General features: G+C 68.9%; 25 protein-coding genes and 1 pseudogene. 11 read left to right on the top strand and 15 right to left on the bottom strand.

The features are described from left to right. The first annotated feature begins 181 nt into the window (after positions 1–181). The 3 genes from AB0M65_RS24195 to AB0M65_RS24185 are packed head-to-tail and all read left to right on the top strand — an operon-like array spanning position 182 to position 3,815. A complete protein-coding gene (locus tag AB0M65_RS24195; protein WP_364031530.1) occupies positions 182–2,512 on the top strand; it encodes a xanthine dehydrogenase family protein molybdopterin-binding subunit in 2,331 nt (776 codons plus the stop codon). Continuing rightward, complete coding sequence (locus AB0M65_RS24190; RefSeq protein WP_364031528.1) at positions 2,509–3,357, top strand: xanthine dehydrogenase family protein subunit M; 849 nt, start codon at positions 2,509–2,511, stop codon at positions 3,355–3,357. Before AB0M65_RS24195 ends, AB0M65_RS24190 begins: the two co-directional genes overlap by 4 nt. Then, positions 3,354–3,815, top strand: coding sequence for a (2Fe-2S)-binding protein (locus AB0M65_RS24185; protein ID WP_364031525.1), 462 nt, complete (start codon positions 3,354–3,356; stop codon positions 3,813–3,815). The genes AB0M65_RS24190 and AB0M65_RS24185 overlap by 4 nt, the downstream gene beginning before the upstream one ends. Positions 3,816–4,030: 215 nt before the next feature. Here the strand turns inward: AB0M65_RS24185 and AB0M65_RS24180 are convergent, their stop codons facing one another. Continuing rightward, complete coding sequence (locus AB0M65_RS24180; RefSeq protein WP_364031522.1) at positions 4,031–4,990, bottom strand: glycoside hydrolase family 25 protein; 960 nt, start codon at positions 4,988–4,990, stop codon at positions 4,031–4,033. Positions 4,991–5,119: 129 nt separating this feature from the next. Between AB0M65_RS24180 and AB0M65_RS24175 the strand changes: the two genes are divergently transcribed. The 3 genes from AB0M65_RS24175 (at position 5,120) to bcp (ending at position 6,549) form a co-directional block, all read left to right on the top strand. Then, complete coding sequence (locus AB0M65_RS24175) at positions 5,120–5,302, top strand: hypothetical protein (protein WP_101610178.1); 183 nt, start codon at positions 5,120–5,122, stop codon at positions 5,300–5,302. 200 nt (positions 5,303–5,502) lie between these two features. Then, a complete protein-coding gene (locus tag AB0M65_RS24170; protein WP_364031518.1) occupies positions 5,503–6,051 on the top strand; it encodes a hypothetical protein in 549 nt (182 codons plus the stop codon). A gap of 27 nt (positions 6,052–6,078) precedes the next feature. Continuing rightward, positions 6,079–6,549 (top strand): thioredoxin-dependent thiol peroxidase, encoded by a 471-nt coding sequence (gene bcp / locus AB0M65_RS24165; RefSeq protein WP_364031515.1) that lies wholly within the window; start codon positions 6,079–6,081, stop codon positions 6,547–6,549. Positions 6,550–6,796: 247 nt separating this feature from the next. On the opposite strand, the gene rdgB is transcribed toward bcp, so the two are convergent. Genes rdgB through AB0M65_RS24140 form a run of 5 tightly spaced genes read right to left on the bottom strand, consistent with a single transcriptional unit; the run spans position 6,797 to position 10,461 of the window. Next, positions 6,797–7,402 carry an RdgB/HAM1 family non-canonical purine NTP pyrophosphatase gene (gene rdgB, locus AB0M65_RS24160; protein WP_364031512.1) on the bottom strand — a complete coding sequence of 202 codons (606 nt, stop codon included), beginning with the start codon at positions 7,400–7,402 and terminating at the stop codon, positions 6,797–6,799. Next, positions 7,399–8,175, bottom strand: a complete 777-nt coding sequence (gene rph / locus AB0M65_RS24155; RefSeq protein WP_364031509.1) for a ribonuclease PH — start codon at positions 8,173–8,175, stop codon at positions 7,399–7,401. Before rph ends, rdgB begins: the two co-directional genes overlap by 4 nt. A gap of 23 nt (positions 8,176–8,198) precedes the next feature. Next, a complete protein-coding gene (locus AB0M65_RS24150; RefSeq protein WP_364031506.1) occupies positions 8,199–8,966 on the bottom strand; it encodes an MBL fold metallo-hydrolase in 768 nt (255 codons plus the stop codon). Between the two features lie 29 nt (positions 8,967–8,995). Continuing rightward, positions 8,996–9,802 (bottom strand): glutamate racemase, encoded by an 807-nt coding sequence (gene murI, locus AB0M65_RS24145; RefSeq protein WP_364031503.1) that lies wholly within the window; start codon positions 9,800–9,802, stop codon positions 8,996–8,998. Then, positions 9,799–10,461, bottom strand: a complete 663-nt coding sequence (locus AB0M65_RS24140) for a rhomboid family intramembrane serine protease (RefSeq protein WP_364031569.1) — start codon at positions 10,459–10,461, stop codon at positions 9,799–9,801. The genes murI and AB0M65_RS24140 overlap by 4 nt, the downstream gene beginning before the upstream one ends. A 91-nt stretch (positions 10,462–10,552) precedes the next feature. Between AB0M65_RS24140 and AB0M65_RS24135 the strand changes: the two genes are divergently transcribed. After that, complete coding sequence (locus AB0M65_RS24135) at positions 10,553–11,425, top strand: arylamine N-acetyltransferase (protein WP_364031500.1); 873 nt, start codon at positions 10,553–10,555, stop codon at positions 11,423–11,425. Here AB0M65_RS24135 and AB0M65_RS24130 read toward each other — a convergent pair. The 9 genes from AB0M65_RS24130 to clpS all read right to left on the bottom strand — a co-directional run bounded on the left by AB0M65_RS24130 (position 11,386) and on the right by clpS (position 16,637). Continuing rightward, on the bottom strand, positions 11,386–12,153 hold the full coding sequence (locus AB0M65_RS24130; RefSeq protein ID WP_364031497.1) for an aspartate/glutamate racemase family protein: 768 nt from the start codon (positions 12,151–12,153) through the stop codon (positions 11,386–11,388). The genes AB0M65_RS24135 and AB0M65_RS24130 overlap by 40 nt on opposite strands. 109 nt (positions 12,154–12,262) lie before the next feature. Then, on the bottom strand, positions 12,263–13,213 hold the full coding sequence (locus AB0M65_RS24125; protein ID WP_364031494.1) for a cysteine synthase: 951 nt from the start codon (positions 13,211–13,213) through the stop codon (positions 12,263–12,265). Between the two features lie 3 nt (positions 13,214–13,216). Continuing rightward, positions 13,217–13,489: a MoaD/ThiS family protein gene (locus AB0M65_RS24120; RefSeq protein WP_364031491.1), complete on the bottom strand. Its 273-nt coding sequence runs from the start codon at positions 13,487–13,489 to the stop codon at positions 13,217–13,219. 70 nt (positions 13,490–13,559) lie between these two features. Further along, positions 13,560–13,967, bottom strand: a complete 408-nt coding sequence (locus AB0M65_RS24115) for a M67 family metallopeptidase (protein WP_364031566.1) — start codon at positions 13,965–13,967, stop codon at positions 13,560–13,562. A gap of 55 nt (positions 13,968–14,022) precedes the next feature. After that, positions 14,023–14,523, bottom strand: coding sequence for a hypothetical protein (locus tag AB0M65_RS24110; protein ID WP_364031488.1), 501 nt, complete (start codon positions 14,521–14,523; stop codon positions 14,023–14,025). Next, positions 14,516–14,764, bottom strand: coding sequence for an ATP-dependent Clp protease adaptor ClpS (locus AB0M65_RS24105; protein ID WP_364031485.1), 249 nt, complete (start codon positions 14,762–14,764; stop codon positions 14,516–14,518). Before AB0M65_RS24105 ends, AB0M65_RS24110 begins: the two co-directional genes overlap by 8 nt. Positions 14,765–14,794: 30 nt before the next feature. Continuing rightward, a complete protein-coding gene (locus tag AB0M65_RS24100; RefSeq protein ID WP_364031482.1) occupies positions 14,795–15,787 on the bottom strand; it encodes a P1 family peptidase in 993 nt (330 codons plus the stop codon). Beyond that, positions 15,784–16,341, bottom strand: a complete 558-nt coding sequence (locus tag AB0M65_RS24095) for a DUF2017 domain-containing protein (RefSeq protein ID WP_364031479.1) — start codon at positions 16,339–16,341, stop codon at positions 15,784–15,786. The genes AB0M65_RS24100 and AB0M65_RS24095 overlap by 4 nt, the downstream gene beginning before the upstream one ends. After that, a complete protein-coding gene (clpS, locus tag AB0M65_RS24090; protein WP_364031476.1) occupies positions 16,338–16,637 on the bottom strand; it encodes an ATP-dependent Clp protease adapter ClpS in 300 nt (99 codons plus the stop codon). Before clpS ends, AB0M65_RS24095 begins: the two co-directional genes overlap by 4 nt. A 74-nt stretch (positions 16,638–16,711) precedes the next feature. On the opposite strand from clpS, the gene AB0M65_RS24085 reads away from it, so the two are divergent. The 4 genes and pseudogenes from AB0M65_RS24085 to AB0M65_RS24070 form a co-directional block, all read left to right on the top strand. Further along, positions 16,712–18,016: a nicotinate phosphoribosyltransferase gene (locus AB0M65_RS24085; RefSeq protein ID WP_364031473.1), complete on the top strand. Its 1,305-nt coding sequence runs from the start codon at positions 16,712–16,714 to the stop codon at positions 18,014–18,016. 20 nt (positions 18,017–18,036) lie between these two features. After that, on the top strand, positions 18,037–18,612 hold the full coding sequence (locus AB0M65_RS24080; RefSeq protein WP_364031470.1) for an isochorismatase family protein: 576 nt from the start codon (positions 18,037–18,039) through the stop codon (positions 18,610–18,612). Further along, on the top strand, positions 18,609–19,262 hold the full coding sequence (locus AB0M65_RS24075) for a bifunctional 4-hydroxy-2-oxoglutarate aldolase/2-dehydro-3-deoxy-phosphogluconate aldolase (RefSeq protein WP_364031467.1): 654 nt from the start codon (positions 18,609–18,611) through the stop codon (positions 19,260–19,262). The genes AB0M65_RS24080 and AB0M65_RS24075 overlap by 4 nt, the downstream gene beginning before the upstream one ends. 46 nt (positions 19,263–19,308) lie before the next feature. Then, positions 19,309–19,397: pseudogene (locus tag AB0M65_RS24070) on the top strand (hypothetical protein); the annotation flags it as partial.

Genomic DNA, 19,397 nt, shown 5'->3' with positions numbered 1-19,397 from the left:
CGGGACCAAACGCGATGTCCCCAATGTGGCATTGGGGACGTTGAGCGTCCCCAATGCCACTTTGGGGACATCGCCGCGCGGCCTATCGCGGTCACGTGGCCGCGTTGCGTGAGATCGTCGCCCAGTAGTGGTGACCCATGTGCACGATGCGCGCCGGCCGCCGATACGGAAGTGTGAAGCCATGGGGCTGATCGGCGCGCGCGTGACCCGCCAGGAAGACGTCCGCCTGCTCACCGGCCGGGCGCGGTTCATCGACGACGTCCGGCCGCCGGGGCTGCTGGAGGCCGCCGTCCTCCGCAGTCCGCTGCCACACGCGCGGATAGTGCGCGTGGACGTCACCGCCGCGAACGCGCATCCCGGCGTGTTCGCCGTCGTCACCGGCGAGGACGTACGCGCGATCGTGAAGGCGCCGCAGCCGGTGATCTGGTCGAACCTGACCGGCACGCAGGCGTCCGAGCACTACGCGCTGGCCGTCGGCAAGGTGCTCTATCCAGGGCAGGGTGTCGCGGCTGTCGCGGCGAAGGACCGCGCGACCGCCGAAGACGCGCTGGAACTGATCGACGTCGAGTACGAGGAACTTCCGGTCGTCAGCACGCTGGAACAAGCACTCGCGGACGGCGCGCCGAAGCTCTACGACGACTGGCCGAGCAATATCGCCGGCACCACGACAATCCCAATGGGTGACGTGACCACCGCGTTCGCCGAGGCCGACGTCGTACTCACCGAGTCGTTCCGGTTCGCGCGCCAGATGGGCACGCCGATCGAGACCCGCGGCGTGGTCGCGACCTGGGATCCGTTCACCGACCGGCTCGACGTCTGGCTCGCGACGCAGGCACCCAACCTCGCGCGGGAACTGTTCGGTGAGGTCTTCGGGCTCTCGATGAACCAGATCCGGGTGCGCACCCCCGACGTCGGCGGCGGCTTCGGGAACAAGTTCGACTTCTACGGTGAAGAGGTCGTCGCGGCGATCCTCTCGCGGCGCACCGGGAAACCGGTGAAGCTCATCGAGGATCGCGCGGAGAGCTTCGTCGCGACCTCGCACTCGCGCGAACAGAAGATCGACGTCGAACTAGCCGCCAAGGACGACGGGACGATCACCGGGCTCCGCGCCACGGTCTACGGTGTCCTCGGCGGCGTGCTCGGCACTGTCGGCGCGAGCCCGTGCTGGACGACGACGGCGTCACTGACCGGGCCATACAACATCCCGAACGTCGAACTGAACCTCGTCGCCGTGATGACGAACCGGTCGCCGTACGGGTCGTTTCGCGGTTATGGCATGCCGAAGGCGAACTTCGTCCATGAGTATCTGGTGGAACAACTGGCGAAACGCCTCGGCATCGACGCCCATGCGGTGCGGCGCAAGAACTTCGTCCCACCCGAAGCGTTTCCGTATCAGAGCCCGGTGTTCGTCTACGACAGCGGCCGCTACGAAGACTGCCTCGATCTTTGCCTGAAGGCAGTCAAAGACGCGGGCTGGGCGGAGCGCCGCGGAAACGGCGTCGGCATCGGATACTCGTTCCACAACGAACTGACCGGATTCGGGCCGAGCCGGGTCATCAACCTCTCCGGGCTCGGGCATTCCGGCTTCGACGAGGAGGTCGTGCGCGTCGATTCCACCGGGCACGTCACCGTCCACACGGGACTGTCCGCGATCGGTCAGGGTATCCACACGACCCTCGCGCAGGTAGCCGCGCAGACGCTCGGCGTCCCGCTCGGCCACGTCACCGTGCTGTCCGGGGACACCGACAGCTGCCCGTACACCGGCTACGGCACGGCGGCGAGTCGCGGGGCGGCCGTCGGCGGCGCGGCGGTGCTGAACGCGTCGACCCGGCTGCGGGCGAAAATCCTGCGGGTGGCGGGCCATATCCTGGAGGTCTCGCCCGACGATCTGTCCCTTGAGGACGGTGTCGTCTCGGTGAAGGGCGTGCCGGGCAAGGAGGTCACGCTGGCCGCGATCGGCGATGCGGCGTACCGGCGGCTGAACGGCGTGTGGCCCGAAGACGAGACGCCGACGCTGGAGGAACGCGAGGTGTACGACCCCGTCAACGTCGCGACGTCGTTCGGCTGCACCGCCGTGCTCGCCGAAGTCGACCAGGAGACCGGCGTGGTGACGCTGCTGGATTACCTGATCGCGCACGACTGCGGCACGGTGATCAACCCGATGATCGTGGACGGCCAGTTGCACGGCGGCGCGGCGCAGGCGATCGGTGGCGCGCTGTACGAGGAGCTGGTCTACGGCGCCGACGGGCGGATGGAGACCACGTCGTTCACCGGATACCTGCTGCCGGCCGCGACCGAGATCCCGCCGTTCTCCGTGTCGCATATGACGACTCCCGCCGACCACATTCCCGGTGGTTTCAAGGGAATGGGTGAAGCGGGCGTGATCGGCGGTGGCGCCGCGATCGCGCACGCCGTCGAAGACGCGCTGAGGGAGTACGGTGTCGACATCACCTCGCTGCCGATCACGCCGCCCCGGCTGCTGGCCGCGATGAAGCGGGGAGCACGCCGATGAAGGCCGCGCCGTTTTCGTATCTCCGGGCTTCGTCGCTCGATGAGGCCGTCGAAGCACTGGGCACACCTGGCTCGCGAGTGCTGGCGGGCGGACAAAGTCTGGTGCCGCTGCTGAACCTGCGTCAGGCACGGCCGTCGCTGGTGGTCGACATCAACCGCGTCGGCGAACTTTCGTTCCTGCGCGAGGAGAACGGGCGGATCGAGATCGGCGCGCTCACCACGCACCGCGTCGTCGAGACGTCCGAAGTCGTCCGCTCCGAAGTGCCACTGCTCGCCGAAGCGCTCGGATACGTGGGGCAGGTGGCGATCCGGAACCGCGGCACGGTCGGCGGCAGTCTCGCGCACGCCGACCCGGCCGCGGAACTGCCCTCGGTGATGCTCGCGCTGGACGCCGAGTTCGGCGTCCGCGGCCCCGCCGGTAAGCGGGTCGTCGCGGCGCGGGACTTCTTCCTCGGTCCACATCGGACAGTGCTCGGCCCCGGCGAGCTGCTGACCCGGATCTCGGTGCCGCGATGCCGCGGCGGCTACGCGGTCGAGGAGCTGAGCCGCCGAAGCCGGGATCTCGCACTGGTCGCCGTCTTCGCCGTCGTGACGGTGTCCGGCGGCGTCTGCGAAACCGCGCGGATCGCCATCGCGGGTGCCGGCCCCACGCCGATCCGGGCCACCGCCGCCGAAGAGTCGCTCGTCGGCGGCACCCTGACATCCAGCGCGATCGCCGACGCGGCACAGCTGGCCGCCGCCGCGACGGATCCACCCGGCGACGTCCACGCCCCGGCAGGCTATCGGCGTGAAATGGCCGCGGTCCTCACGCGGCGGGCGATCACGCGAGCGAAGGAGGGCGCATGATCACGGTGACCCTGACGGTGAACGGGCGGACCTACCGCGCGGACTGCGAACCACGACGGACGCTGGCCGACTTCCTGCGCCACGACTTGGGGTTCACCGGAGTGCACGTCGGCTGCGAACACGGCGTCTGCGGCTCGTGCACCGTCACCCTCGACGGCGCGAGCGCACGCTCGTGCTGCCTGCTGGCCGTCCAGGTGGACGGCGCGGAGGTCGTCACCATCGAGGGGCTGGCCACGGATGGCGAGCTGCATCCACTGCAGGAGTCGTTCCGGCGGCACCACGGCCTGCAATGCGGCTTCTGCACACCCGGCATGCTGGCGACGGCGGTGGAGTTGCTGAAGGACAACCCGGACCCGACGGATGCCGAGATCCGGCAGGGGATCTCGGGGAACCTGTGCCGGTGCACGGGATACCAGTTCATCGTGGACGCCATCCGGGACGCGGCTCCTGGCCGCTGACCTCCGACTCTGAGCCGCCGGTACGGATCGGCGGTGAATTCTCGCCACAGGCGTAGCGCGGTCCGAGTCGAGCCGGTCCAGAGGTAGTTACGGGAGCGTTCGAGGCGGGTGATCTCGGCGAGGAGCGCCGACGAAAGATCCCCGATCGGCTGTTCTCGTGAAAGCCTCCCCTACTCTGAGGGTAGTAAAAGAGGCCTTCACGGACCGTCGAGAACTCAGCCCACGACGTCGATCTCGAAGTCTATGTTCGAGCTGTACTCGAAGTCGACCCACACCGCACCCGGCAGGGCGTACCGCCGGTGCGAGACCGTCTTCGGGTTGAATCCGGGTGTCTTCAAGGGATTTCCGCCGACGCCGACCTTGTCGCTGCCCCAGGCGTAGATGTTGCCCTGCCACACGGGTGCGTCGGTGACGCCGTCGCCGTCGATACGCGGCCGGACGATGATCGCGGCCGTCTCGCTGCCGGAGAGCAGCAGCCGCACGGACGTGGTGGACGGGCTCGCCGGAATTGTCCTGCGTTCCATGAGTTCTGTCGTCGCCTTCCGCGTCGGGCCGGCGCCGCCGCCGGTCAAATGGGCGTTCGTGTAGGACTCGTTGAGGTCGACACTGCTCGCGCGGATACCGGGGACCTGGCCGGCGTCGGAGTACTGGTGCACGTCGTAGCGGCCCGCGGCGGCGTCGGGTTTGGCGCCGTAGCGCGCGATCCAGATCACCAGGTCCGGTACGCCGAACCGGTCCGGCCGCAGCATCCTGGCGTGCGCGTTGTTCATATAGATGCCGGGACGGAACCCATGCCCGGCGACGCGGTTGCAGAACCTGATCGAGTAATCCCGCTTGCGGCTGTCCGGGATGTTCGGCTTGCCTGAGCTCGCCGCGTTGTCTTCGAGGTCGAGCATCGGGACGCAGCCGTTCGCGCCGAGGCGCCGGACTTCGGCGATGAAGACGTCGGCCTGCGCTTCGGGTGACGGACTCGCCTGGGCGAAGTGGTAGCCGCCTACCGGGATCCCCACGGATCTCGCTCCGGCCACCAGCGCGTCACCGGTGTTCCGGCCGCCATTCGGCAGGCCACCCCCATCGGTGAGCTTGACGAACGCGAACGTCACTCCGTGGTTCTTGACGGCTTGCCAATCAGTAACGGTTTGAAAGCGACTGTAGACATCTATTCCCAGCGCCATCATTACAGCCTGAAGGGTGAGTGCGTTGGACAAAAGGGCCTAGTGGGCGACAACTCGGACGTCCGATTCGCCCTTTCGGGCGGCGCCTCCCTGGCTGACCTGGCTCACCGTGCCCGTACTGTTACCGCCATGGCGTCTCGAAGCCCCTTTCGCTGGATGACCCGGTGGGTGGACTGGTTCGAAGAACGCGGCGTCTACGTCCCTGGCGAGGAGAGCCGCGCGGTCGACCCGATGCGCGATTTCGGCTGGCTGATCGTGGCCTGGGTGTCGGGTCTGGCCATCTTCATCCTGTTCTTCGCCTTCGCCGTCTGAGCGTGGCCGGTGTGCCACCGAGGTGACGACTGTCACTAGCAGTACCGTTCCGATCACGGATCGGCCACGGGTGTACACCAGGTGCGCGTCAACACGGCCGAGTCGCTCCTCTCGGCTGCGGAAGACCGTCACTCTGGACTCTTCGGCACTAATACCTACCTCGAACGGCCTACCCGCCCCGCCGACTGGAGTAACCGCACATGGCGCCCCCGCGCACCCCGAAGCTCTTCATCGCCGCCTGCTCGCTCGTGCTGGCGGCCGCGTGCGGGGTTCAGGCACCGGAAAAAGGGGCGGCCGTGCTCGGCGCGGACGCCCCGGCGCAGGGGCTGGCCGCGACACGCGCGGAAGGCGACCTGGCGTTCGGCGCCGCGCCCCACCGGTTCGCGACCGGTGTGACGATCTCGGTGTCCGCGCCGAAGTCCTTCCGTCCCAGCGCTTCGGCGTATCCGCAGAGTTCGCGCGCGGTGGCCTTCGGCATCGAGGTGACGAACGCGGGTGACGCGGCCTACCGGCTCTCCGGCCTGTCCGTGACCGGTGAGGTCGACGGCGAAAGCGTGTCGGTCAAGCAGGTCGTCGACGCGGTGCAGGGTTACAACGGGATCGCGGACGCGGGCAAGGACGTGGCGCCCGGCCGGGAAGTCCACCTGAACCTGGCGTTCGCCGTTCCGGACAAGCCGGTGAGGCTCCGGTTACAGGTGCGGCCGAGCCCTTCGGAACCGGTCGCCGCGAAGTACTGCGGGAAGGTCTGACGCCTCCGGTTCGCTACCGTGTGCGTCATGACCGAGCAGCGACTCTCCCCCGGCGACAACGCGCCCGCTTTCACCCTCCCCGATCACGAGGGCAACGACGTCTCGCTGAGTGACTTCCGCGGTAAGTCGGTCGTCGTGTACTTCTACCCGAACGCCGGCACACCGGGCTGCACGAAGCAGGCCTGCGACTTCCGGGACAGCCTCGCGCAGCTCAACGACGCCGGCTACCAGGTGCTCGGCATCTCCCCGGACAAGCCCGCGAAGCTCGCGAAGTTCGTCGAGGCGGAAGGCCTGACCTTCCCGCTGCTCTCTGACACGGAGAAGACCGTCCTCAAGGCGTACAGCGCCTTCGGCGAGAAGAAGAACTACGGCAAGGTCTACGAAGGCGTCATCCGCTCGACGTTCGTCGTCGACGCCGACGGCAAGATCGCCGTGGCCCAGTACAACGTGCGGGCGACCGGGCACGTCGCGAAACTGCTGCGGGACCTCGACCTTTAAAGCTCGTGAGTGATCTGGGTCGTTCTAGCCAAGGGTGTTTCAGGTACCTACGGCGGGTGAAGGACTCCTTGAGGGAAGGCCATCACGAGCCCCAGCAGCACCACCAGTCGCCACGGCGGCGCGTGAAGGCCCCCTTCACTCGGCTCAGCCGAGAAAACTCGACCTTCACACCTTCCCCCAGTACAGGAAGGCCCCCTTCCTTGCGCCTAGCGCAAGGAAGGGGGCCTTCATGTACCTAGGCAATCACTCACGAGTTCAGCTTGCGCAACTCCCCAGCCAACGCCCGCAACGCCTTCCCGCGGTGCGACGCGGTGTCCTTTTCGGACGGTTCCAGCTCCGCCGAAGTCCGCGTCTCACCCTCGGGCACGAAGATCGGGTCGTACCCGAAGCCGTTGGCACCACGGCGTTCCCGGATCAGCGAGCCGCGCCATTCCCCACGCACGATGGTCTCGTCGCCGCCGGGGACGACCAGCGCCGCCGCGCAGACGAAGCCCGCACCCCTGCGCTCGTCCGGGGTGTCGGACAGCTGCGCCAGCACGAGGTCCAGGTTCGCCTCGTCGTCGCCGTGCTTGCCGGACCAGCGGGCCGACAGCACGCCGGGCATGCCGTTGAGCGCGTCGATCGCGATACCCGAGTCGTCGGCGATGGCCGGGAGTCCGGTCGCGGCGGCCGCGTCCTGTGCCTTCGCGAGTGCGTTGCCTTCGAAGTCCGGAGCGGTTTCGGGCGCTTCGGGGAACTCGGGGACGTCGGCGAGGCCGATGACCTCGACACCTTCGATGCCTTCGGCCACCAGGATGCGCCGGAGCTCTCCGAGCTTCTTCGCGTTGCGGGTGGCCAAAAGCAGCTTGGTCACTTCGCGCCCTTCTTCTTGTCCGTGCGCGGCTCGGGCAGTTCGCCGGGGTACGGCAGCGCGAGCGCCTCGATCTGCAGGCGCGTCAGCTCCTCGCAGCCCGCCTGCGCCATGTCCAGCATGGTGTCCAAAGTGGACCGCGCGAAGGTGGCGCCCTCACCGGTGCCCTGCACCTCGATCAGCGTGCCCGCGTCGGTGGCGACGACGTTCATGTCGACCTCCGCGCGCGAGTCCTCTTCGTACGGCAGGTCGAGGCGCACGCGGCCGTCGACGACGCCGACACTCACCGCGGCGACCGAGGACGACATCGGCTGCGGGTCGGCGAGGCGACCGGCCGCGCCGAGCCAGGTGATGGCGTCGGCGAGCGCGACGTAGCCGCCGGTCACCGCGGCCGTGCGGGTGCCGCCGTCGGCCTGGATGACGTCGCAGTCGATGACGATCGTGTTCTCCCCCAGCGCGGCCAGGTCGATGCAGGCGCGCAGGGACCGGCCGATCAGCCGGGAAATCTCGTGCGTACGGCCGCCGACGCGGCCCTTGATGGACTCGCGGTCGCCGCGGGTGTTGGTCGCCGACGGAAGCATCGCGTACTCGGCGGTGACCCAGCCGAGGCCGGAACCGGCCCGCCAGCGGGGAACGCCTTCGGTGACACTCGCCGCGCAGAGCACGCGGGTGTCACCGAATTCGATCATCACCGAGCCCGCGGGCCACCGCTGGAAGCCCCGGGTGATCTTGATGTCGCGAAGCTGGTCGTCGTTCCTGCCGTCTTTTCTCGCCACGGCCGTCACTCTAGAACCCCGCGTCAGACGTCGTAGACGGCGCCCTGCTCGACGAGCTCCGCCGCCGGGAAGGCCACGGCCGCCTCGGCGAGGACGGCGCCGCGGTCGGTCCACGGCGCGACGTGGGTGAGCAGCAACCGCCCCACCCCCGCCTTGCGCCCCAGTTCCCCGGCTTCCTTTCCGGACAGGTGGACGCCAACCGGCCGGTCGGGCGAGTCCGTCCATGACGCCTCGGAAAGCAGTACGTCGACGCCTCCGGCGAGGTCGGTCAAGGTGTCGCAGACGCCGGTGTCCCCGGTGTAGGCGAGCGTTTTGCCCTCGTAGGAGATCCGCAGGCCGAACGCCGGCGTCGGATGGTCGACCGGGACCGCGATGACCTCGAACGGCCCGATCTCCATGGGCTCGGTCCGCAGCGCGTGGAAGTCGTAGACGTCGGAGAGGTCGGTGGTCGCCCGCTCCTCTTCATTGGCCGCGTAGGCGTACGCGAGGCGCTCGTGGACGTCCGACGGCCCGTACACCGGCAGGCGGCGCGGCCGCTCCGGATACGGCAGCGCGGGGTGATAGCGCCGCATCACGGTGAGCGCGCTGACGTCGGCGCAGTGGTCGGGGTGCAGATGCGAAAGGATCAGCGTGTCGAGATCGAACGGATCCCGCAGGGCCTGCAGCCTGGCGAGCGTCCCGTTGCCGAGTTCCAGCCCCAGGACGAACCCGTCCGCCTCGATCAGGTAGCCGGACGCGGCGGCGTTGGGCCCGGGGATGCTGCCGCAGCAGCCGAGGATCGTCAGACGCACTGTGCCACCTTAAGCGCGGATATGGCGATTTACGCGCTGGTGGGAGCCAGCACACCCGGAGCGAAACCCATGAACCGCTGAGCGAGCCGGGTGAACGGCTCGGCGGATCCGGTGGCGACGAACTCATGCCTCGGCGGGGTGCCGCGTTCGGCGAGGAGATCGTTTTCGGTGAGGACCCGCACGAGGTCACGCGCGGTCTCCTCGGCGCTGGAGACCAGGGTGACGTCCTGGCCCATGACGATCTGCAGCACCCCGGACAGCAGCGGGTAGTGCGTGCAGCCCATGACCAGCGTGTCGACCTTGGCGTCGAGCAGTGGTTCGAGATATGTCTGTGCGAGCCCGAGCACTTGGCGGCCGGTGGTGATGCCGCGTTCGACGAAGTCCACGAACCGCGGGCACGCGACACTGGTTATCTCGACGCCCTGAGCGGCGCCGAAAGCGTCGTCGTAGGCGCGAGAGCGGACGGTGCCCTCGGTGCCGATCACGCCGATCCGGCCGGAGCGGGTGGCGGAGACAGCGCGGCGAGCGGCGGGGAGGACGACCTCGATCACGGGGACGTCGTAGCGCTCCCTGGCGTCACGAAGACAGGCGGCGGAGGCGGTGTTGCAGGCGATGACCAGCGCCTTCACGCCGCCTTCGACGATGTCGTCCAGCACGTCGAGGGCGTACTCGCGCGCCGTCGCGATGGGAAGCGGACCATACGGGTTACGGGCGGTGTCGCCGACGTAGCGCAACTGCTCACCGGGCAGCTGTTCCAGAATCGTCCTGGCGACGGTAAGCCCACCTACCCCGGAATCGAAGACGCCGATCGGGGCGTCGGCGCTCGGCTTGCTCACACGGCGAGGCTACCCGGACCGCCCGCGGGTGCCTTCCCCGCTCGGGACTTGTCCATCCGCGCCACCACCCAGGCCGCGAAGACACCGGACAGCGCGCCGAACAGATGTCCCTGCCACGAGACGCCCGGATCACCCGGAAGCAGTCCCCAGAGCATCCCGCTCCAGATGCCCAGCAGCACCACGGCCACCAGGATCTGCCCGACGGCCCGGTTGAAAATACCCCTGACCAGCAGGAACGCGAGCCAGCCGAAGGCGACGCCGGACGCGCCGACGGTCACGGTGTCGTCCGGAGCGATGAGCCAGACGCCGAGACCCGAGAGCACCCAGATGATCGCCGTCACCAGCACCCAGCGGCCGATCCCGGCGGCCATGGCGAGGAACGCGAACACCAGGACCGGGACGGTGTTGGAGAGCAGATGCCCCCAGCCGGCGTGCAGCACCGGCGCCCAGAGCACGCCGTCGAGCCCGGAGACGTCGCGGGCGTGGATGCCGCCCTGGTCGAGGTCTGCGGGCAGCACGACGTCGACCAGCTCCACCAGGTAGAGCAGCGCGGTGAAGGCCAGCGCCACGATCGCGGCGGCCTTCGGGTTCGACGGCAGGACGCGTTTGGCCGGATCCGTACCGGACGACTCGCTCGCCGGGACCGGCTGGGAAGGCATAGTGGTCACTTCCACAGGCTACGACGGCGACCGGCGAGATCGCCTCCGTGAGAACCCTGAATTGTCGGTGGGGGCGGCTACCGTCTTCGGCATGGGGATCTCTGCTTCCGAGCACGTCGACGTGCCGGCCTACCTCGCGCGACTCGGCCTCGAGCACGAGCCGCCGGGCCTCGACGCGCTCTTCCGGCTGCACGCGGCACATGTGGAACGGGTGCCGTACGAGGATTTCGAAGTCCAGCTCGGCCGGGTGACCTCGCTGGATCCGTCGGTGTCGTTCGGCCGGATCGTCACCGGCCGGGGCGGTTACTGCTATCACCTCAACGGTGCGTTCTCGGCGCTGCTGAGCGCACTCGGGTACCAGGTCACGAGGCATCCGGGTGGGGCGCAGATGCCGGGCGACCCGGCCGGGATCCACCTCAACCATCTGCCGCTGACCGTGTCCGGGCTGGCGGAGACCCCGGAAACGACCTGGTTCGTCGACGTGGGGCTCGGCGACGGCATCCACGAGCCGATCCCACTGCTCGAAGGCGAGTACAAACAAGGGCCGCTGGTGTTCCGCATGCGGGCCTCGGAGGTCACCCCCGGCGGCTGGCGGTTCGACCACGATCCGCAGGGCAGTTTCCTCGGGATGGATTTCGCGCCGGAGACGGCCGTGATGCCGGACTTCGCCGAGAAGCACGTCGAGCTGTCCACGTCGGAGACCTCGGGGTTCGTCCGCACCCTCGTGCTGCAGCGCCGGGACGTCGACGGCGTCGACTCGCTGCGCGCGCTGACCTTGAGCCGGCTGCCGGGTGGCAAAACCCTGCTGGAGTCACCGGCCGACTGGTGGACGGCGATCGAGGACGTCTTCGGCGTGCCGCGCGGCGGGTTCACCGTCGGCGAGCGGGACAGGCTGTGGCGGCAGGCCGTCGCACAGCACGAGAGTCACGTCGCGGGAGGGAGCGAGATCCTGCCGAGCGCGTAGTCCACGGCGGCTTCGGCGTGCAGCCTGGTGGTGGGGAACGTGGGCACTGGGCTGTCTTCGGGGCCGACGAGCAGTTCGATCTCGGTGCAGCCGTAGATGACGCCGTCCGCGCCCGCCGCGACGATCCGCGCGATGACCTCGCGGTACCGCTCGCGTGATTCGCCGGTGACGACGCCGTGGACGAGTTCGTCGTAGATGATCCGGTGCACCGTCTCGCGATCGGCCTCGTCCGGGACGAGGACGTCGAGCCCGTGCGCGGCGAGGCGTTCGCGGTAGAAGGGCTGGGCCATGGTGAAACCGGTGCCCAGTAGCCCGACGCGCTTGATGCCGCCCGCCTTGATGCCGCCTTTGGTACCGCCGGTCTCAATGCCGCCTTGGAGGCCGCTGGCCTTGATCGCGGCTGCCGTGGTGTCGGCGAGGTGCAGCAGCGGGATGCCGAGGCCTTCGGTGAGCCGATCCGCGACCTTGTGCATCGTGTTGGTGCACAAGACGACGAAGTCCGCTCCGGCGGCTTCGAGGGCGCGAGCGGCGCGGTTCAGTTCCTGCCCGGCGTCGTCCCAGCGGCCTTCGGCCTGCATGGCTTCGATGACGGCGAAGTCCACGGAGTAGAGCACGATGCGCGCGGAGTGGAATCCGCCGCGCAGCTCACGGACACGCTCGTTGACCAGCCGGTAGTACTCGGCCGACGATTCCCAGCTCATGCCGCCCAGCAACCCGATGGTCTTCATGGGCGCCATCGTGCCAGCGCGTGTCATGAAAGGGTCTTTCAGGACAAAAAACGTCTTGAAAGACCCTTTCATGACATCCGGCAAACCCCTCATGACATACGGCGGTGAGTCAGGCCCAGAGCTGCCCGTCAAGCCTTTCGGCCGCTTCGTCGAGCGAACCGGAGTAGGCGCCCGTCGAGAGGTACTTCCACCCGGCGTCCGCGACGACGAAGGCCACGTCGGCGGGCTTGCCCGAAGCGGCGGCCTTCTCGGCGACAGCCAGTGCCGCGTGCAGCACGGCACCGGTCGAGATCCCCGCGAAGATGCCTTCGTGCTCCAGAAGCTCCCGCGTCCGGCGAAGCGCGTCGTACGCGCCGACGGAGAAGCGGCCGTTGAGCACACTCGCGTCGTAAAGCTCCGGGACGAAGCCCTCGTCGAGGTTTCGCAGGCCGTACACCAGTTCGCCGTAGCGCGGTTCGGCCGCGATGATCTGCACATCCGGCTTCGCCTCGTGCAGGAACCGCCCGACGCCGACCAGCGTGCCGGTGGTGCCGAGGCCGCCGACGAAATGGGTCAGCGTCGGCAGGTCCTTGAGCAGTTCGGGCCCGGTGCCGCGGTAGTGCGCTTCGGCATTGGCCGGGTTGCCGTACTGGTAGAGCATGACCCAGTCCGGGTTCGCCTCGGACAGTTCCTTCGCCCGGCGCACCGCCTCGTTGGATCCGCCCGCCGCCGGCGAGAAGACGATCCGCGCGCCGTACGCCTGCAGCAGCTGCTTGCGTTCGGTTGAGGTGTTCTCCGGCATCACGCAAACCAGCCCGTAGCCCTTGAGCTTCGCGGCCATGGCGAGCGCGATCCCGGTGTTGCCCGACGTCGGCTCCAGGATCGTGGAGCCGCGCCGGAGGGTGCCTTCGCGCTCGGCGGCCTCGATCATCGCCAGCGCGGGGCGATCCTTGATCGAACCGGTCGGGTTGCGGTCTTCCAGCTTCGCCCACAACCGCACGTCGTGGGTGGGCGAAAGCCGGGGCAGACCGACCAGCGGGGTGCCGCCGAGCGTGTCGAGCAGCGACTCGAAGCGAGCCATGGATCAGCCTCCGGCCACGGCGGGCAGGATGGTCAGGCTGTCGCCGTCCTTGACCTCGGCCTCAAGGCCACCGGAGAAGCGGACGTCCTCGTCGTTGACGTAGACGTTGACGAAGCGGTGCAGCTTCTCTTCCTTGACCAGGCGGGCCTTGAGGCCGCCGTGGCGGGACTCGATGTCGTCGATCACCTCGAGCACGGTCTTGCCGTTCGCCTCGACGGACTTCTCACCGCCGGTGTGCGTACGCAGGATCGTCGGGATGGAGACGGTCACGGCCATGGTTTTCTACCTCCGGTGGGTTCTCTACTACGCAGACGTTCGGGCGGGCCCGGCTTATTCCGGGCCGGGTTCAGCCGGTGATCTCGACGGGCTCCTCGGTGATCTCCCCGTCCACGATCCGGTAAGACCGGAACTGGTGCGAATCGGGGTCCTTGGTGGAGACGAGCACGTAATGCGCGTCGGGTTCCGAGGCGTACGAGACATCGGTGCGTGACGGGTAGGCGTCGGTCGCGGTGTGCGAGTGGTAGATGACCACCGGGACCTCGTCGTTGGCGTCCATCTCGCGGTAGAGCTTGAGCAGATCACCCGAGTCGAATTCGTAGAACGTGGGCGAGCGCGCCGCGTTCAGCATCGGGATGTACCGCACGGGACTGTCCGACCCCTCGGGACCGGCGATCACCCCGCACGCCTCATCGGGATGGTCACGGCGGGCATGGGCGACGATCTCGTCGACGAGTTCACGGCGGATCCGGAGCACATCGCACATCTTAGGTGCTGGACGCACGCCTTCCACACTCTGAGATTGCCGCCACTCAGAGTGTGTAGATGATCGGCTTGCCGGGATCGACGTAGACCACCGCGGTGACCATGAGCTCGAGCTGCTGGAGCCAGAGGGACTTCACCTCGCGGTCTTTCTTCGCGTAACGCTCGTCCGGCGGCGCGGACTTCCACCGCGGCTTGCGCAGATACCGGACCTGGGCGTGGACGAGCGTGAGACGCAGGTCGAGCACCCCGCCCCGGTCGAGAACCAAGACCTGCCCGCCCGGCCAGGCCGCGAGAACGCGGGCCACCGCGGCCGCGACCTCGCCTCGCATGGCCTGGCCGTGCCTCGCCCGGAAATCGGCGCTGTCGGCCTTCCGGGGGTAAGCGTCCGGGAACAGCAGGTCGTCGGGGACCCCGTCCGGCCCCGCGGGGTCGGCGGCCAGCGCATCGGCGAAGTCGGTCAGGATGAACCGCAGCACCTCGGCCACGTTCCCCGCCATGTCGATCCGGGCGCCGTCGCCCTCACGGGCCACCCGCGCCGCGTCACGCACGCCGGGCCTTCCGCAGCTTCGCGTTGAGACCGCGAACCTGGAAGGCCGCGACCAGCCGCTCCGCCTCGGCCTGCGACACGGGCGTGAAGTCGGCCGAGCCGTGCTCGTAAATGTCCTCGGCCATCTGGCGCCCGTCCTCGGTGGACAGACCGATCAGCTCTTCGAGGACCAGAGAGACGCCCGTACTGGTGTTGACGTGGTCGTTGTGGATCTCGACGATCCACGAGCCCCCATGGTGCATGCCGACTTGATCGTCAGCGCCCGTTCCTCGTTACGCGAGTGCTTCCGGCCACACGTCCCGGTAAGCCCGCATGCCACCGGCGGAGGTGGCGTTCAGCACGCCGTGCACCATCGCCCGCGCGAACACCCGCGCCGCGGCCGAGCACAGTGTGTCCAGCACGGCCGCCCGCCGTGTCGCCGCGATCGGGCCCGCGCCGCCGGGCAGTTCCCGTTCGCCGGTGGCCAGCGCGAAGACCGTGTCGCCGTCGAACATCGTGTGTGCCGGGCGGACCGACCTGGCGAGGCCGTCCTGCGCGGCCACCGCGAGCCGCCGCGCCTCCGCCTTCGACAACGCCGCGTCGACCGCGACCACGCCGATGGTCGTGTTGAGCCCGGCCGCCTTCGCCTCGACGTCGCCGGGCCGGTCCGGCCAGCGGATGCCGAACTCGCCATCGACCTCGTGATCCGCGGCGAAAGCACGTCCCGTCGAGAGGTCGACGGCCTCACCGGCGGCGTTCACCGCGGCGACGACGCCGACCGTGAACTCGCCGACCCGTTCCGAGGCCGTCCCGATCCCACCTTTGAGTGATCCGGCCTTCGCACCGGCGCCGGCACCGACGGTCCCCAGCGTCACGGGTCCGGTCGCGGCCGCTTCGCAGGCGGCGTAGCCGAAGGACGCGTCCGGACGGTTGCCCCACTCGCTCCGCGGCAGGTCGAACAGCACCGCCGCGGGCACGATCGGCACCACTTCGTGCGGCTCGGCACCGACTGGGATGCCCAGGTTCCGTTCGGCGAGCCAGCGCATCACGCCGTCTGCCGCGGCAAGGCCGTACGCGCTCCCACCGGACAGGCAGATCGCGTTCACGTGCTGGACCAGGTTCTCCGGCTCCAGCAGATTGGTCTCCCGCGTGCCGGGAGCGCCGCCGCGCTGGTCGACGGCCCCGACGGCGCCGCCGGGAACCAGCACGACCGTCGTCCCCGTCGCCCAGCCGTCACCGACGCGCTCATGGTGCCCGACGAGCACCCCGGGAACGTCGGTGATCATGACGAGAGCGACTGGATGAGGGTTTCCTGCACCCAGGTGAGCCAGTGGTAGACGCCCAGATGCGGCGCGCGCGGGTCGTCTTCGGGCAATTCGTCGGGCATGTCCTCGGTGACGTCGAGTGCGGTGCCCAGCGCCAGCCGGACGTCGTTCAGCGCGCCCAGCCACGCGTCGGCCTGCTCGAACGTCAGCCGCACGTCCCCGCCGTCACGCGGCAGCGTGTCCAGCACGATCTTGGCGACGCCGACCTTCTTGTCGAGCAGCTCCGGCTCGTGGATCGACCGCATCGCGGCGGCCGAGTCGATGTCCTCGCGGGTCGGGTTGTCCGGGTCCAGTTTGTGGAAGTCCGGGAGCAGCCGGGAGAGGACGGGATCGTCCGGCGACTCCGACGGGCCGGTGCGGATCCCGGTCAGCTCGGCCAGCTCGTCCTGCGGCGCCTCCTCGGCACGCGCGGTGAGCATGTCCTCCAGCTGGCTGACCAGACCACGCAGGACCGCGGCCTCCTGCTGCTCGAACCCCGCGACGATGGTGTCGCCCTTCCGGCGCCAGCCGTTCATGAAGTCTTTTCCATCGTGGCCCACAGGCCGGCGGCATGCAGTTTCGCCACGTCGGTCTCCACCTTCTCCTTCGAACCGGAGGACACGATCGCCTTGCCCTTGTGATGCACGTCGAGCATGAGTTTCGTCGCGTGGTCCCGGCTGTAACCGAACAGCTTCTGGAACACGTACGTCACGTACGACATCAGGTTCACCGGATCGTTCCAGACGACCGTCCGCCAGGGATTGTCCGCAGAGACGACTTCCGCTCCCTGTGGATCAACCTGCGTCTGCTCGGATGCGACAGGCGTGGACATGCACTCCATGGTGTCACGGGCCCAACCCGGTATGGGTTGGCAGGTCCGGCCATGTGGGTGAATAGGCTGCAACCATGGGTTTCCCCGAGGCTGCCACCGGCGCCGGCACCGCGCTGCTCACCGACCACTACGAGCTGACCATGCTGGCCAGCGCCCTCGCCGACGAGACCGCCGACCGGCCCTGTGTCTTCGAGGTCTTCGCACGTCGGCTGCCCGACGGCCGCCGATACGGCGTCGTCGCGGGCACCGGCCGGGTCCTCGACTCGATCGCGGACTTCCGGTTCACCGACGCCGAACTGAGCCAGCTGGAGGCGACCGCCGTCGTCGACGACGCCACGCTTTCGTGGCTCGCGGACTACTCCTTCTCGGGGAACATCGACGGCTACGCCGAGGGTGAGCTCTACTTCCCCGGCTCCCCGATCCTGACCGTCACCGGCGCCTTCGGCGACGCCGTGGTGCTGGAGACGCTGATCCTGTCGATCCTCAACCACGACAGCGCGATCGCGTCCGCGGCGGCGCGGATGTCGGGTGCCGCCCACGGCAGGCCGATCATCGAGATGGGCGGGCGCCGCACCCACGAGTGGGCCGCCGTCGCCGCCGCGCGGGCCGCGTACCTCGCCGGTTTCGCCACGACGTCCAACCTTGAAGCCGGGCGCCGCTACGGGATCCCGACGCGGGGCACGGTCGCGCACGCGTTCATGCTGCTGCACGACAGCGAGGAAGAGGCGTTCCGCGCGCAGGTGGGCAAGATGGGTGCCGACACCACACTCCTGGTGGACACCTACGACATCACCAAGGGCATCGAAACAGCCGTCCGGGTGGCGGGGACCGAACTCGGCGCGATCCGCATCGACTCCGGCGACGTGGGCCCGCTGGCCCGCAGGGCCCGCGAGCAACTGGACGCACTCGGCGCCAAGGACACCCGCATCGTGGTGTCCGGTGACCTCGACGAACACGCCATCGCGGCTTTGCGGGCGGAACCGGTCGACGCGTACGGCGTCGGAACCTCGGTCGTCACCGGCTCCGGCGCGCCGACCGCCGGGATGGTCTACAAACTCGTCGAGGTCGACGGCAAACCGGTCGCCAAGCGCAGCGCGCACAAGGAGTCGCGAGGTGGCCGGAAATCCGCGCTGCGGCGCCACCGGAGCACCGGGACCGCCGTCGAAGAGGTGATCTGGACCGCCGCCTCCGAGGTACCGGAACAGGGTCCGCACGACCACGAATTGCAGATACCGCTGGTCCGGGACGGCCGGACGGTGGATGATTTGCCCACGCTGGACGACGCGCGCCAGCGGCTTCGGCGGGCACTGGTGAGCTTGCCGTGGGAGGGCCTCAAGCTCTCGCACGGAGAGCCCGCCATTCCGACCGTATTCGTCTAGAGAGAATTCAGGAGCAACACATGGGGACCGCCCTGATCGTGGTCGATGTGCAGAACGACTTCTGCGAAGGCGGGTCGCTCGGCCTGCCCGGTGGCGCCGCCGCCGCCGAAGCGATCTCCAAACGGGCCGCCGAGGGCGGCTACGCGCACGTCGTCGCCACCCGCGACTACCACATCGACCCGGGCGATCACTTCAGCGAGACGCCGGACTTCAAGGACAGCTGGCCGCGGCACTGCGTCGCGGGCACCTCCGGCGCGTCGTTCCACCCCGCGCTCGACGTGGTCCCGATCAGCGAGGTCTTCTCGAAGGGCGAGTACACCGCCGCGTATTCCGGTTTCGAGGGCAACGCGCGCGACGGCAAGACACTCGAAGCGTGGCTGAAAGAGCGCGACGTCACCGAGGTCGAGGTCGTCGGCATCGCGGCTGACTTCTGTGTCCGGGCGACGGCGCTCGACGCGGCGAAGGCGGGCTTCACCGTGCGAGTGCTGCTGGACCTCACGGTCGGCGGTTCGCAGCCGACGGTGGACGCCGCGCTCAAGGACTTCGACGAGGCAGGCGTGACCTACACTGGAAAGGCGCCGGTTCCGTCCGCATGATCCAGCACGACCTCCAGGACACCCTGATCGAACACCGGCTCGTCGCGATCCTGCGGGCCGTCGACGCGAGCCGCTTCGCCGACGCCGCCACGGTGTTGCACGCGGTGGGCGTCCGGGTTCTCGAAGCGACGCTGACCACGCCGGGAGCCCCGGAGGCGATCGCGACCATCCGCAAGAAACTCGGCGACGACTCGCAAGTCGGCGCCGGGAGCGTCCGTGAGCCGTCCGATGTGGACATCGCGGCGGACGCGGGCGCGACGTTCCTGGTCACGCCGACGGTGAACCCGCTGGTACTGGAGCGCGCGCACGAACGCGGGCTGCCGGTGATCTGCGGCGCGCTGACCCCGACCGAGATCGACCAGGCCTGGCGTCTCGGCGCGGCCGCGGTGAAGGTGTTCCCGGTCGCCGCCGTCGGCGGGGTCGCCTACCTGCGGGCGATCCGGGCGCCGATGCCGGACATCCCGCTCGTACCGACCGGCGGGATCCACCTCGCCGACGTCGCGAAGTTCCTCGAGTCGGGTTCGATCGCCGTCGCCGCCGCGACGCCGCTGCTGGGTGACTCGCTCACCTCCAGCGGGTCACTGACGGACCTCGCGACCAGGGCGAGCGAGTTCGTCGCCGCGGCCGCGAAGTACTCGTCGCGTACCTGACCCGCTTCGCTTCGCTTCGGTTCCGCTGAGTGTCATGAGGGGTCCCCATAGGACAAAAACCGGCGCGCCGCTGCCGCCCGGCGCCGACGCGGTGGTGATGGTCGAGCAGACGGACGGCGGCGTGACGGACGTCCG

Origin of the sequence: Amycolatopsis sp. NPDC051071, from assembly GCF_040682875.1 — a bacterium.
In the GTDB taxonomy this organism is placed as follows: domain Bacteria; phylum Actinomycetota; class Actinomycetes; order Mycobacteriales; family Pseudonocardiaceae; genus Amycolatopsis.
Note: the sequence above shows the minus strand (reverse complement) of the source record. Positions and strands in the feature narration are given on the sequence as shown.